Below are 14,197 nucleotides of genomic sequence, written 5' to 3' on the forward strand. Positions count from 1 at the left end.
ATTCAGAGTGGGAGCAACCGAACTCGCTTGGTCAATCGGACCGACCATTACATTTATACTGGCCGTATTATTGGTGCCCTTAGGATTGTTCGGTTCGGGATTGCCTTGGCACCGAACACGCAAGCGGGAAATTGAAAAAGAACGGTATGGAATTTTGGAAACGGAAGAAAAAGTTACGAATATTTAGAGAAGTTGCTTCACGACTTGCTCCAGCAGCTTGGTAATCCTTTGTCTCGCATCAATAACCCGTGCAAAAGTTCATTATTTGCGGTAATATGATATTGAGTCATGTTTGCATATCTCTTAGTTGGTGTTTTTATCTGTCAAAGGGGAAGCAGCATGACTCTTTTTCTTTTTTTACACAATGATATGGACTTTACTCTTCAGCTACACATGTGTTTTTATTTTTAGTCACGATATTTTGATTATCCTCTATGACTATACTTCTGATTTTGTCTCTTCACCATTTTCTGTGATTGACACACAATCCCAGTAATGAACCTGTAGAATGTCAACTTGATTTTTTGACCGAAAATGAATTTTCACATTCGTTTGAACTTAATCATATATTGAAATTATATATACTAGATATATATTATTTTAGCCTTTAAAATAACTTTCAATAATGATTTTACCAATAAATTCGCTTGTTTATAATATATACTTAGTATATAATGAGTGTATAAAAGCAGATGAAATAATTGAGGTAGTGTCAAAAGTCCTTGAGAACTCAGTAGATGTTCATAGTTATTTCCATTAATTAGATGGAAATGCCATGCAATTACTATTGGCAAAAGCGCCAATAGTTTTGACATTGACGTCAAGGGCAAAGGGAACAAAAAAGCATGCCAAAAAAGTTTTAAAACCATTGTCGAATTCGGAGTTCACTTCTTCTGTGGAGGGTTTTAAGGGCTAACCTAAACCAAAAGGTAGGTCATTTGTTCTATCAGCAATTGAGACGATTACACTATTTTCGGTGCTGGTGGCATACAGAAAATCGGAGGGAGCGTCGCACTGTGGACAATTGATAGAGCGAGGCACTGACGATAATGAAATATAGTGATTTTATATGAAAATTTTTACAATACGAATAATAGAGGAGCGAACGCTATGATTAAAGTTAGCAATCTCACTAAAGAATTTTTGCAGGGGCAAGAGAGAACACGGGTGTTGAAAGGCGTCGATTTGAATATTAAAAAAGGCGAATTCGTAGCGATAATGGGACCCAGTGGCTCCGGAAAAAGCACTTTGCTGCAGCTGATGGGAGGCCTTGACGTACCGACCGCTGGAGATATACAAATTGACGGGAAATATTTAAATAAGATGAGCGAAAAAGAAAGAACGATATTCAGAAGACAAAAACTGGGGTTCGTTTTTCAAAATTATCAACTGCTTCCGACTTTAACTGTAGAAGAAAATATTGCGTTTCCACTTCATGCCGACGGCAAACTGACAAAGGAGAAGAATCGGGTGATCCAAGAATTGATTCAGGCGGTAGGATTGGAAGGACTTCATCGCAAACGCGCCAACTTGCTCAGTGGCGGTCAACAACAGCGTGTTGCTATCGCCAGGGCACTCGTAAATAGCCCGACTGTTTTATTAGCGGATGAACCGACAGGGAATTTGGACAGAGCGAATGCAGAAGAAATTCTCCGGCTATTGACAGTCTTCCATCGTGAAAACAGACAAACGATCGTGATGGTTACTCATGATATTTTTGCAGCCGGATTTGCGGACCGGATTATTCTTTTCAGGGACGGAGGCATCGATCAGGTGGTATCGAGGGAGGAGGGCGACTATGCTAAATATTTGGCGAATTTCATGGCGTAATATCACTCATAACAAAAAGCGTTTTTTCTTTACCTTGTTTGCAATTATACTGGGAACATCTTTTATCACCGCTATGCTGGTAGCCGATAGAACAACTAGAGACGTTTTTAATTACTACACAGATATGTATGTAGCCAATGCAGATTATTGGGTTTTAAGCGATAAGCATACTTATCCGGAAAAAATGATTGAGCCTGTTCAAGATGATCCCGATGTTACGAATATGCTGCTTGTTCTCCAAAAGCAAGCGTTCTTTGAACTTGAAGACGATCACTCTTTAAGTCAAAGATCTGTACGAATTATCGGAGTCAGTGACCAAAACAGCCCGTTACTGGTGCTTCCTGTGATTGAAGGCAGTTTGGATAATAAAGGGGTCATATTGCCGAAAACTGTTGCAACCCTTTTAGGAAAAAAGGTTGGGGATACGGTTCGGTTTGAAGGTTTGGGAGAGGCAAAAGTTTCTGCTATTGTTGAGTATACGCAGCTGCTTGCAAGTCCTAGTGATTGGGACAGTGCTGAATCAACTAGTTTTCGGGTTTTAGTTCCACTCGATATGTTAAGAGAATGGACAGGCAAACATGATGAGATTTCTTATATGCGGTTTCAGGTCAACGGCGATGGCAAGGACCTCTTTCATTCCTTACAGCAGCAGTTCCGTGGGTCAGGTGTGTTCATACAGCCTGTTGTAGCAGATGACCTTCAGAACAACGATATTAGCGGCCTCTATACCTTCTTTTATATTGTTGCCGGTTTATCGATGTTAGTCAGCGGTTTTATTGTCTTTAACACAATTTATACAAGCGTGATCGAAAGAAAAAAAGAATTTGCTATAATGAAAAGCTTCGGCTACACACAACGTTCTGTGTCTAAGCTTGTGCTCATTGAAATCGTACTTTTGTCATTGATCGGTACAGCCATCGGTGTTCCTCTTGGTATATGGCTCGGTGATCTGTTTATGCAGGAACTGCTCAGCATGCTCCAATTTGATATAGTTTATACTTTAAATTGGAGATTGCCGGCGATTATGGCGGTGACTGTTGGAGTGCTGTTCCCTGTTCTGTTTTCGCTTTTCCCTATTTATCATGCAGGCAGAACATCGATTTTATTGACGTTAAAAATGACCAGCCAATCGAAGGGATCATCAAGACCTCTGCTGATTAGAGCTGTAGTTGGCTTGGTGCTTCTATGCTTTGTGTTTATCGACCACTCTGTAACTTATGCAGCCGTTTTGGCAGGTGTCATTCTTTTGTTTCCTTTGTTGTTGGCCGGTTTAAGCAGAATCATAAAACCTGTTTTAAATTTTCTTTTTCATTATGCGGGGAGTTTGGCTGCCAAAAGCCTCTTTCAACAAATCAATCGAAATGCAAATACGGCAGCGATACTCGGCATCGGAATTTCGGTTATTTTATTGCTTGGTGCGGTGGTGGAATCAGCTCCGGAAGGATATGAACAAGAAATCAGGAATACGTACGGGGGAGATATGAGACTTACGTCTGAAGCGCCTTGGTCTGCAGAAGATATAACGAAACTGCGTTCTTATGATGGAGTTCTAGGCGTTGAGCCATTAATGGAAGCGACCCCGATTACGTGGGAAACGGTTGACGGAGTAAGTAGACAATTTTCTGTTTTTGCCGTAAGTGAAGATGGTCCGTCGTTATTTGCCGATCAACATGAGGAAAAACTGTATAACCGGTTAAAACAGCAAAATGCTGTGCTTCTTGGTGAACGCGCATTTGATGAATGGGGCGGGGAGATCGGGCAGAGCATTCGGATGAATACGCCAAATGGTGAACAATCTTATGTGGTGGTTGGAGTTGTCAAAACATCGCATTATTCCGGTTATGTCGCGTTTATGGATGAGGAACGTCTCAAGGAGGAATTTGGATGGACAAAAAGCTTTGATTTGCTGCTTACTGTTGACAACGAAGCGGCCAGTTCCATCCGAGATCGGGTATGGTCTGATTTCCGCGATCATCTGTCAAAGGTTCAGACGGTTGAAGATGAAATTGAGTCCACTACTTCAACAATTTCCGGTATGAATGAACTGATCTTGATGTTGCTGTTTATGATCATCGGGTTAGCCAGTATCGGCACAGCCAACACCCTTTTGATGAACACGCTGGAACGCGTTTTCGAGATCGGAACGATGCGTGCTCTTGGGTTTACTAAACAACAGGTTAGAAATATGATTATCGCCGAAGGCTTGCTCGTTGGGTTATCCGGAGTTATCGGAGGAATAGCAGCTGGGTTGATCTTAATCTATGTAACAAGTCAGTCTGAACTCATGGACGGATTTATGTCTTTCAAGCTGCCATACAGTAATATGATAATGGCAGTGATATCCGGTGTTGCGTTGAGTCTATGCGCCGCTTGGATGGCAAGCCAAAGTGCCAGCAAAATAGATATCCAATCATCACTGAAAGAAGGTTGACAACTTGTCAGTTAAATATGGAATTTTGACATTGTTATACCAAAAAAAACATCATGGATACGAATTGAAATTAGAATTGGATTCCCTTTTTGGCATTAAAGGCAAAATTAATCCCGGTCAGATCTATACTACGCTTGATCGCCTGATTCGTGATCAACTTGTCTCGTCCGCAGGAATGGACGATCAGGAAAGAAAATTATACGAGTTAACACCAAAAGGTAAAGATGAGTTGGAAAAATGGTTGCTGGAACCGGTGCCATACACCACGACAAAAGAAGATTTTTTCTTTAAATGGAGCTGTGCCCGCAAAATTAATTTTGCTCAGGAAAAGAAAATGCTTGAACAGCAAAAAGCGGTGGTGATTAAAGAAGTGATGGAATTGACCAAATTAAAAACAGAGCTGCTCCTTCAGGGTGACGAAAGCAAATATTTATTGATCACCGGTATTTTATTGCATTTAGAGGCGGATTTAAACTGGATAAATCAAGTTGAAAATCGAATCCATTAAAAGCTGCCAAGTTCAAAGAAAAGTGCGGGCCAGCATAAATAGAATGAAAGGAGAATGGGCTTAGGATTGCGATCTGGCATATCATTGGGAACTGTTTATCGTAGCGGAAGTGTTGTCAGTCATCTTTCGATATTTTTTAGAAAACCAAAACTCAGTATTTTGCTGAAAGCTGAAGCTCGACTCGGGTTGTATGTATGTCAGCAAACAGGTGAGATTTCAACGTTTCTCATTGTTATTACTATATTTGTCATTTATGCTTGTACTTTTGGAATATCCGATTTTATCAGGTCTAGATCAATAAAAATCGGTCAGCTGCGCGGTGTTGAGCTGTTAACAGATGAAGAAATATGAAAAGATAAGACAAAACCGTGATGCGAAATATATCGAAAAAAATCGTATATCCTCGCTCATTCACCTGGTGTTATTCGTTGTGGTTCCAGCAATATTTTGGTCTATGGGGACGGACGAAACACTTAATAATGAAAATATGAAAGAAGAAAGTAAAAAGACCCCGGCTGTGGCTGCTCCTGTCAAAGAAGATTTCTAGGAGTATATGGATGAAGCAGTACAAATTCATTACTTAAATTTGGCGAAAAATCCTGGTGCTTACAAAAATAAAAAGGTTGTATTCACAGGAAAAGTTATTCAAATTATTGAACATGGGAACAACATTACTTTTAAAGTGAACGTCGATAAAAGTATAGACGGCGTTTGGAAAAATGCGATAGTCGTGAATTACCGAAATGCAAACAAAAAAAGCCATCTGCTTGAAAATGAAATGATTACTTTTTGGGGAACCGTCAAGGGATTAAAAACTTATCAGTCTTCGGGAAAACAAGTAACAATCCCTGAAGTGTACGCAAAGTATATAACGATAATGTGGAATGAAAAATAAGTAACTGAAGCGAACTCGCTATCGGACGGTTTCATGTACGAGGATGTGGAATTAAAAGAACCTTACCGGAGCTATCTAAGCAGGTGATAGGTAATAAAAGCCAAGTGTTATGTTCATCAATTTTAAATTCATCGTTACGCTTTCTATTAATTCTAAGTCACTTATGATCGTGTACAATTTTAAAACGTTGACTCGGAACAGTATATCCGTCCCGAGTTTTTTTCTTTATATTCTAAAAAACTTAAACTCTGTTTTTTGTACTGTGAAAGCTAATTCTTTAAATTCAAATCGCTCTTCTTCACACTGCCATATGGATGGTGATCTTGACGTATAGTGGAAATTTCATTGAACATGGCACGATTGATGTCAGAAGTTAACAAGCCAGACCTTGATTGCTTTTCAGAAGCATTTTCCGCACTCCTTTTTAGAAAAGCTCTCCACTTGATCATTTTCCATCGCTTTCGGCGGAAAAGTGTGTTCAGAAGAATCCCTTGCCAATCATAAGATATAAGATCAAAACAGGAAGAAGTGTTGCAATAGTTCCGAATATCATCCAGAGCCATGACACTCGACGGTACGCTTCCGTGTTGAACTCATTTTCCTCAGTTTGAGCGCTGAGCCGTATCATCTTTCGCTGTAAGGGGAGAAGCACCCCTGCCCAAAGTACTCCTGTCAATACAAACAATATTAATGACAAGGTCAGCCAATTAAATCCCGAAATAAGATACCCCGTTCGAACGGCCATCCAAACTCCGGATGTGATGATGAGCAGCAGTCCCGGAATTGTGAAAACAAAATCGGCAAGCATGACGTTTTTGGCGGCACTATGAATTAATTCACGATTTCCTGTTTGATCTGCCCGCATTTTCCAAAAAGCCGTAATGATAATATTGCCTAAAAAAAGGACAACTCCGACAATATGCATAAATAACAGAAATTCCATATGCCTCCTCCTACCTTTCTTCCTTTGGCTGAAGCATGCCAGACATCAGCTCAGCAAAATCTTTATGATGAAAGAAATGTTTCTTTGAATCAATGGCGCCGCGCATTCGCAGACCAAATGAAATGAGCATAAACAACTCTGCTGTTTTATCGGCATCAACGGACTGAGGGATTACCCCTGCCTCTTGCCCAGCAGCTATCCATAATTTGGACATATGAATGGCTTGTTCATAATACTGTTGGAGTATTTTCTTGACATCAAGCTGATCGCTTTTTCCGAGAAGATACATTAGTACTTGATTGCCGGGATCTTGCGGATTTTCCAGATCCGACAATCGGGCGGTAATTTCATGCATCGGTTCTTCAAATGATTTCTTTTGCGAAGCCTTATTAAAAAAGCGCTCGTTAATTTCGTCCAGCCTATCTTCCAACACCCAGCTGAAAAGCTCGTCTTTGCTTTTTACATAATGGAAAATGGCTCCTTTAGACAAACCGGAACGCTCCATAATGTCATTGAGCGTTGTATTGGTGCACCCTTTTTCACAAATTAATTCTTTCACAGCGTCCAGCAGCAATCGTTTCGTTTGTTCTCGTTTCTGTTCCCGCTTCAATCAAGTTTCCTCCCGATGTTATGTAACTATTTATAATCAATTATAAAAACCGACCGTCGGTTTGTAAATAAATTGTTTTATTTGGTCAAATGCCTGTGCTTTAACAATTAAATCATGGACTTATCATTATACTTTGCGCTAACATGTATGTCGCTTGTTTTCTATTCTCTAATCTTTGCTTTGATGGGGAGGATAACATGATAGTGTTGGCGTTCACAAACAGTTTATTGAACAAAAATAGGATTTTTTCCTTGAGTGCAGAATATGGGGATTATAACAGAAAAATAGGGGAATTTGTTTTGGAAGGAAACTTGAACAGATCAGGCATTGCAACTCAAAATGTTGGGTTCTTTTCGGGAGATTTATGAAATTGCGATGGAAGACGGTTTCATTGATTAGAATATTTCAACTGTCGTTGACCCCCAATCATGCAAAAATCCCCGGGGATCGACGACTCTTTCAAATCTTTATTGAGCCCAAGCAAATCAAAGGTTTGATAAAACTTCCCCTTTTCGTTAAAATAAAAATAACCAGTCAAGCATTAAAAATGAAATGCTTATTTAACAACGTTTTTTGGGGTTTTTATCTTAACTATAAGGAATTGAAACACATATGATGCGTACCATCTTGTTGATGGTACATAGTTTTTATCTTAACTATAAGGAATTGAAACGCTAATCATTCAAATACTAGTATTATGTTATTTCATGCTGGTTTTTATCTTAACTACTGTAGTTGAGCAATTTTCATTACAATAATTACCATGTAAAAAGAGACAAACGGAGTACCCCTTATGCCACATGAAGCTGTTTTTTAACGACATCAATGGGAATATCTTGTTTCGCTGCATCGTAAATAAACTCCACGAGGCTATGTCCTTTCTTCTTTCGAAGGAAGTCAAGCCCGGTAGAGAAATCGCTGTTGGATTCGACCATACTGTACACATAAGCGAGTTGCACCAAGATCCAATACCGTTTCACCGCCCGACGTTGACGAACGCGGTACCCATCGAGCTTCAGCTGGTCTTTCGCTTGTCGAAAAAAGCATTCGATCGACCAACGCTGGGCATAGTAGCGCAAGATCTCTTCATCGCTTAGCTCCCGGTCGGTGCTCAAGACGCAGTGAAGATGTTCGGGTGTCATCGGCTGATCGGCTTTCCAAGCCAACAACACAACGGCATCATCGAGACCTTTCAGCGCTCCCTCGTAGCGATACACGCGATAACGCTCTTCTCCCACCGTGACGAGATGGGTGTCGTTCGGTTCGATATAGCGGGCAAACTGTTTGGCTTGGATGGCGATGCCTTTTGGATAAAGAACCCGATTCGTCTTGAGCATCGCAATGACGTGGAATCCTTTTTTCAGGCAGGCTTCCACGAGTGTTTTCGATGGGTACCAAGAATCCATCAGCACATAAACAGAACCGTGCACATCCAAAGAAGAAAGCATCTCGATGGCCCATTGACCCTTGCTTTTCCCATCCGCCTTGTCGTAGAGGCGAAACGCAAAGGGAAAGGCTTGCGTCATCGTATGAACCATGAGCCAGACGAGAGAGTGTCCCCAAATCGACTTTTTGTCCGCGTGAGAATAATGCCAATTACACCCTTCAATAGCGTGTTTCGCCTGTGACGAAGGCTTCGTTTTTCGGCAGATCGTATCATCGATCGAAACAAAAATGGGGTGATTCTTTCGCTTGGCCGTTCGTTCCACATGACGAAGCATCCACTGCTGGAGTTTGCGAAGCAAGATTTCTTCATCCCAAGGGCTTTTCGTGAAAAAATGGCTCAGTGTCGTTCGATGGTTGGGATGAAAGCTCTCATGATGCAGATCGGTCAAGGTTCCCACAAATCCTTTCGTTGTCAGCGCATCGATAATATGAACGAGATGCTTCATGACCGGCTTAGAGAAATAAAGGGCCAGCCCCAACATTGCGAAAAACTTGTCGATTCCTTGGTGATGTGGTAGTCTATTCATGAGACATGAACCTCCTTGAGAATGGTTTGGTGACACATCTATTCTAATCAAGGAATCGGGTTCATGTCTCCTTTTTTGTTCGGATGTAAATTTATGTTAGTGAATTTGCTCATCTACAGTTAACTATAAGGAATTGAAACTGAAAAAATGTGGAAAGAATTGATCGAGGAATTACAAAAGCTTTTATCTTAACTATAAGGAATTGAAACTAAGTTGGTTTTGACACAAGATGATATTTTGCAGTTTGTTTTTATCTTAACTATAAGGAATTGAAACATCCTGATCAACCGAATAAAGTTCCATATATAGCAGAGTTTTTATCTTAACTATAAGGAATTGAAACTTGCAGTAGCATTACGACGCTAATATTTTGAAGAAATAGTCGTGTACGAAACACCCCATTTTTAACTAAGCTGCCTTGTATGCGAATGCTCTGCAGTCGCAGGGATAATCATAGCTCATCAACAACATCACTATTACTTGACTGTTATAAGTACAGCTCTTTTTGGAACTTCAATTACACCTTTATAGTTTTTTGTATTTTCCACTCTGGAAGTAAAGCTAAGTCAATTTTAGTCTGTATCCCATTGACTGTCTGAGGGGTTATAGCAAATGTTCCACCTGGATCTGCATGGCCACCAAAAAACTATTTTAAGAAAAAGATAGACTAAGAGTAACTATATCCAAAACTCGGGGGGTAATCCGATCTTTTTAAAATATTATAAAAAAGATGCCGAACATAGTTTTGTCGGAAGCGGAAACCTTAAACCAGAAGATCAAGAAAAGCGCGAACTTCAAAAGCGCATTCGGGATCTGGAGGAGGAAAACACCATCTTAAAAAGGTCATGAGCATCTTCGCCAAAAACCAGAAGTAATTTATAAATTCCTTCATACGCATAGAAAGGAGTTTCGTGTGGCGAAGATGTGCAAAGTCCTAGGTATTTCAAGAAAATGGATATTATGCATGGGTCAAACGCCCAGAAAGTCAACACAAACAGAGACGAGAAGCGTTGAAAAAACAAATCAAAAAGATTCACATCGAGTCAAGAGAACGTATGGCAGCCCAAAAATCACAAAAAATCCTTCAGAAGCAAGGGGTTGAGGACGGTCGCCAGAATCATGAAAGATGGTGATATTCGTTCAAAAACAAAGAAAAAATATAAGGCAACCACGAACTCGAAGCATCATTGGTCGGTGTATCCGAACTTATTGAATCAGCAGTTTGAAGCAGATGAGCCGAATCAAGTATGGGTGGCGGATATTACGTATATTTGGACGAAAGAAGGCTGGTTGTATTTAGCCTCCATCATGGATTTGTTTTCTCGTAAAATCGTAGGCTGGTATCTTTCCGAGCGTATGACAAAGGAGTTATCGGTCCATCCATCAGCGAAGTCCTCAACCTGGTCTGATTCACCATTCGAACCAAGGGAGCCACCATGCATCGAATGAATCCCAAGCCATGTTGAGGCAATACGGCATACAGACGAGCATGAGTCGAAAGGGAAACTGATATGACAACGCATGTGCCGAATCGTTTCACAGCATCATGAAAAAAGAACTCATTTTCCACGAAACCTTTACGACAAGGGAAGAAGCGAGACAACGGATTTTTGAATACATTGAGTGTTTTTATAATGCCGAGCGAATTCATTCCGCTAATGAGTACATGTCCCCAATGGAGTATGAGAAGATGCATCGGCAAGGCAAAAAGCAGCAACGTTTCTCACCATAAGTTACGATATAAGGGACATCTTTCCTCTTGAGAAGAGGAATGGTTTACCAAACCGTTCTCCTTCTCAAGAGGCCACCAAACGAAGTGCGGTAGTAGGATTTTAAATTTTTCTCGATTTTACGTGTCTATTTTCTTGACATAATACCATTAGACCCTTATGAGTCAGAGCCTTATTCCCGTATAAAATACCTATATTTAGATTACTTTAACTTCTAAAAAGTCACATCCTGTTATATTATTTTTCTCTATTAGTTCTCTAAGTTCTTCTGATATGAATATTGGAATTTCATCACCCTTGAGTTTAATAATATGCTTTGATTGTATCGCCTCCTTACATAAAGCATATTTTTTTATACTATATATACTTTCACCATCAAGTTCAAACACACTATAATCTGAATTTTCTAAGTTTAATGCATCGACAACATTCAAAATGTTAGCTACCGAAAAACCTTTTAAAATTTTGTTTTCACCTTTAATCACTACATTTATAGGCAGATATTGTATACCATCATCTACTTTCTCTAAAATCGCTTTAAATCTTTCAGAAACTATAAACCACCCTAAATTGTTTGCTAAATAATCTGTTAATCTTTCTCCTTCTTTAGGGTCAAAGTAAAAGGTGATTTCGCTATTCCAATTATGAATATACTTACCTTCCGATAATTCATATTGTTCAAATCCCTTTGTATCTATACAGTATGCTACTACATCTCTATCATCACTATCATCCATTAGCAACTTATAAAATCTCATTATTTCTTCCTCCAATAATCTTTATAAAGCATCTCCGGGTTCTTTCTAATTTCCTGTTTTACTTGTTCGAATAATCTTAAAAATTTCCTTTTATCCCCCTTAGCTATTTTATCAAAAGTTCTAATATTGCTTAACACATACTCGTGATAAGCATTTGGATGTCTTCCCTGATGAGGTAGTAATTCTATATTCCAAACGTCATCCAAATCTAGTCCATATTTTTTCGTTATAGCCTCTATTTGTGGAGTATATTTTTTACTTATTATTAGTAGCATAATGATGTTTTTGTAAAGGTTTACCTGCACCCTTAGTGCTAAGTTCAACGCCATCGTTGCCTGCTTTACCTTCGCCTAGATTTAACCCCGTCTTCTCACTCAGATAAGCTCGAACTTTATTCTCCAATCCATTGGTGTTTTTGGGCGGAACTTTAACGTTCCCAACCCCTTCCATGGCCAATCCCATTTGCCGGTCAGGGATTGTATTTTTCAAATTGGTCAGGGCGTTGTCTACGAACTGGCCGGCTTTCAGTGCATTATTTGCGCTTTTGTTTTTCAAATGGTGCGGGATTTCTTTTGCCAAGCTTTTAGCATTTCTAATGCGGGGGAATATGCCTTTTTCCGCACGAAATGTTCTTATTTTAGATCGTAGGAACCGATCGAATAGACCTAAACCAATTTTTCCAGAATGAAACGTTAAATATGGTCTCACTCTTGCTTCAAATGAATGAGAAGGATAAACCTAGAATATAAAATGAGCCGGATGTTTACTTTATTAAAACAGATGGGTGAGGTAAAATAGTTGATAAAACATGGATTTCATTGTCGGCAGGCAAACTTTGAAATCTGTTTTAAACGGAAATAAAAAAGAGTCGTCGACCCCCAATCGTGCAAAAATCCCCGGGGATCGACGACTCTTTCAAATCTTCATTGAGCCCAAGCAAATCAAAGATTTGATAAAAATTCCACTTTTCGCTAAAATAAAAATAACCAGTCAAGCATTAAAAATGAAATGCTTATTTAACAACATTTTTTGGGGTTTTTATCTTAACTATGAGGAATTGAAACCGAAATCAACAATTGCGTATATCCCTGCCACAGGGAGTTTTTATCTTAACTATGAGGAATTGAAACAACAAATAGAACAAAACAATTAAAGCTACCTCAACCGGTTTTTATCTTAACTATGAGGAATTGAAACGCATTTCTTCTAAAATCGTTTCGAACGTCCGATCCTCGTTTTTATCTTAACTATGAGGAATTGAAACATTTGTGGATCATCATAACTCCACTCTGCATAATGAGTTTTTATCTTAACTATGAGGAATTGAAACAATCCTCGCCATATGAATAATACAAATGCCGGTCAAGTTTTTATCTTAACTATGAGGAATTGAAGCAATAACTTTCGCAGGAATCGGCAGAACTCCATAAACATAGTTTTTATCTTAACTATAAGAACTTAAATCTCATTCATTCGGACTGGTTCATAACACGTAGGGCAACGTTTTTCATAATTTATTTACTACCCTTTCTCCTTGACAGATGTCTGTAGGAGAAAGGGTTATTTTATTGGCGAACATGATGTAGAAGATTCCTTTTTTTTCTCGTTTTGGATTAAATGGACTTGTCATATGATCGTTTGTGACTGATTTTTGTCATAAAACGATCATTTTTGAATGTTTTTGATAAAAAATGATAGATTTTCGAAAGTGCTTACACTATAATGAAATTAGAGAAAGAGAAAACATCCAGATGGGAGTTGATAAGGCTGCTAACACCAGAGAGACACCGGATCATTTTAGAGCTGTTGGAACAAAAGGGAGTCGTCAAAATTCAAGAATTGGTGGAGGCAACCTCTTCGTCAGAATCTACGATTCGAAGAGATTTAAGCCAATTAGAAAAAGAAAAAAAGTTAAAGAGAGTTCATGGCGGAGCTTCCTTATTTCAACAAAGAAGTGAAGAGCTGAGCATCTCCGAAAAATCGACAAAGAATTTAGAAGAAAAGCGGATGATCGCTCAATATGCAGCGAGTCTCATTCAAGATGGTGATTGTATATATTTGGATGCGGGTACAACCACCTTTCAAATGATCCCGTACATTTCTGCTCAAAAAATAAAAGTAGTAACAAATGGATTAACCCATTTGGAAGCACTGCTTGGACAAAATATCGAAACCTATTTAACGGGTGGTTATGTGAAAAAGACCACAAGAGCTCTCATCGGTAAGGGGGCTCAAGAGGGGCTGCAATCGTATCGTTTTGATAAGGCCTTTATGGGTGTTAACGGAATTCACCTTGAGTTTGGTTATACAACTCCTGATCCAGAAGAAGCGGCTGTGAAAAGCCTCGCAATGAATCTCTCACAAAAGTCATTTGTTCTGGCTGATCATACAAAATTTAATGAATTTACCTTTTCAAAAATTACAGATTTAAATGATGCCGTCATTATTACAGATGAAATTGATCAAGAAATCTTAGAAGAATTTTCAGCCAAAACCGCAGTAAAGGTTGTGAAATAATC

The 14,197-nt window shown here is 39.2% G+C and carries 14 protein-coding genes, 1 pseudogene and 1 CRISPR repeat array; of the genes and pseudogenes, 9 read left to right on the forward strand and 6 right to left on the reverse strand.

All coding sequences use genetic code 11. The annotated features are described in order from the left end of the window. Window positions 1–7: 7 nt before the first annotated feature. From RI196_RS07605 to RI196_RS07635, 7 genes are all read left to right on the forward strand, one after another. Window positions 8–187, forward strand: a complete 180-nt coding sequence (locus tag RI196_RS07605) for a hypothetical protein (RefSeq protein WP_144597881.1) — start codon at window positions 8–10, stop codon at window positions 185–187. Between the two features lie 923 nt (window positions 188–1,110). After that, window positions 1,111–1,830 carry an ABC transporter ATP-binding protein gene (locus RI196_RS07610; RefSeq protein ID WP_130158203.1) on the forward strand — a complete coding sequence of 240 codons (720 nt, stop codon included), beginning with the start codon at window positions 1,111–1,113 and terminating at the stop codon, window positions 1,828–1,830. Beyond that, window positions 1,799–4,261 carry an FtsX-like permease family protein gene (locus RI196_RS07615; RefSeq protein ID WP_311067190.1) on the forward strand — a complete coding sequence of 821 codons (2,463 nt, stop codon included), beginning with the start codon at window positions 1,799–1,801 and terminating at the stop codon, window positions 4,259–4,261. The genes RI196_RS07610 and RI196_RS07615 overlap by 32 nt, the downstream gene beginning before the upstream one ends. Window positions 4,262–4,265: 4 nt before the next feature. Next, window positions 4,266–4,769: a PadR family transcriptional regulator gene (locus RI196_RS07620; RefSeq protein ID WP_063386906.1), complete on the forward strand. Its 504-nt coding sequence runs from the start codon at window positions 4,266–4,268 to the stop codon at window positions 4,767–4,769. Between the two features lie 54 nt (window positions 4,770–4,823). After that, window positions 4,824–5,120: a hypothetical protein gene (locus tag RI196_RS07625; protein ID WP_130158199.1), complete on the forward strand. Its 297-nt coding sequence runs from the start codon at window positions 4,824–4,826 to the stop codon at window positions 5,118–5,120. Further along, window positions 5,107–5,316 carry a hypothetical protein gene (locus RI196_RS07630; protein ID WP_130158197.1) on the forward strand — a complete coding sequence of 70 codons (210 nt, stop codon included), beginning with the start codon at window positions 5,107–5,109 and terminating at the stop codon, window positions 5,314–5,316. Before RI196_RS07625 ends, RI196_RS07630 begins: the two co-directional genes overlap by 14 nt. A gap of 6 nt (window positions 5,317–5,322) precedes the next feature. Next, window positions 5,323–5,664 carry a hypothetical protein gene (locus RI196_RS07635; RefSeq protein WP_066249009.1) on the forward strand — a complete coding sequence of 114 codons (342 nt, stop codon included), beginning with the start codon at window positions 5,323–5,325 and terminating at the stop codon, window positions 5,662–5,664. 478 nt (window positions 5,665–6,142) lie between these two features. Here RI196_RS07635 and RI196_RS07640 read toward each other — a convergent pair whose 3' ends face one another. The 3 genes from RI196_RS07640 to RI196_RS07650 all read right to left on the reverse strand — a co-directional run bounded on the left by RI196_RS07640 (window position 6,143) and on the right by RI196_RS07650 (window position 9,190). Further along, a complete protein-coding gene (locus tag RI196_RS07640; RefSeq protein ID WP_130158193.1) occupies window positions 6,143–6,607 on the reverse strand; it encodes a DUF2269 family protein in 465 nt (154 codons plus the stop codon). Window positions 6,608–6,617: 10 nt separating this feature from the next. Then, window positions 6,618–7,217, reverse strand: a complete 600-nt coding sequence (locus tag RI196_RS07645) for a TetR/AcrR family transcriptional regulator (RefSeq protein WP_311067191.1) — start codon at window positions 7,215–7,217, stop codon at window positions 6,618–6,620. A gap of 791 nt (window positions 7,218–8,008) precedes the next feature. Then, window positions 8,009–9,190: an IS701 family transposase gene (locus RI196_RS07650; protein ID WP_063388773.1), complete on the reverse strand. Its 1,182-nt coding sequence runs from the start codon at window positions 9,188–9,190 to the stop codon at window positions 8,009–8,011. A 720-nt stretch (window positions 9,191–9,910) separates the two neighbouring features. Between RI196_RS07650 and RI196_RS18730 the strand changes: the two are divergent. Next, a pseudogene (locus RI196_RS18730) lies at window positions 9,911–10,922 on the forward strand (IS3 family transposase); the annotation flags it as partial. A 195-nt stretch (window positions 10,923–11,117) separates the two neighbouring features. Here RI196_RS18730 and RI196_RS07660 read toward each other — a convergent pair. The 3 genes from RI196_RS07660 to RI196_RS07665 are packed head-to-tail and all read right to left on the reverse strand — an operon-like array spanning window position 11,118 to window position 12,257. Beyond that, window positions 11,118–11,678, reverse strand: a complete 561-nt coding sequence (locus RI196_RS07660; protein ID WP_130158177.1) for an imm11 family protein — start codon at window positions 11,676–11,678, stop codon at window positions 11,118–11,120. Then, window positions 11,678–12,007, reverse strand: a complete 330-nt coding sequence (locus RI196_RS18560) for an AHH domain-containing protein (RefSeq protein ID WP_375338793.1) — start codon at window positions 12,005–12,007, stop codon at window positions 11,678–11,680. Before RI196_RS18560 ends, RI196_RS07660 begins: the two co-directional genes overlap by 1 nt. Next, the gene (locus RI196_RS07665) at window positions 11,934–12,257 is read right to left on the reverse strand and encodes a hypothetical protein (protein ID WP_311067194.1); all 324 of its coding nucleotides are present in this window, start codon (window positions 12,255–12,257) and stop codon (window positions 11,934–11,936) included. The genes RI196_RS18560 and RI196_RS07665 overlap by 74 nt, the downstream gene beginning before the upstream one ends. A gap of 455 nt (window positions 12,258–12,712) precedes the next feature. Next, window positions 12,713–13,143: direct repeats of the CRISPR family, unit length 30 nt; unit sequence GTTTTTATCTTAACTATGAGGAATTGAAAC. Window positions 13,144–13,445: 302 nt separating this feature from the next. Here RI196_RS07665 and RI196_RS07670 point away from each other — a divergent pair. Continuing rightward, entirely contained in the window at window positions 13,446–14,195 is a 750-nt protein-coding gene (locus tag RI196_RS07670) for a DeoR/GlpR family DNA-binding transcription regulator (RefSeq protein ID WP_311067336.1), read from the forward strand. The last annotated feature ends 2 nt before the right edge of the window (window positions 14,196–14,197 follow it).

The organism is Aeribacillus composti (assembly GCF_031760945.1).
Lineage (GTDB): Bacteria > Bacillota > Bacilli > Bacillales > Aeribacillaceae > Aeribacillus > Aeribacillus composti.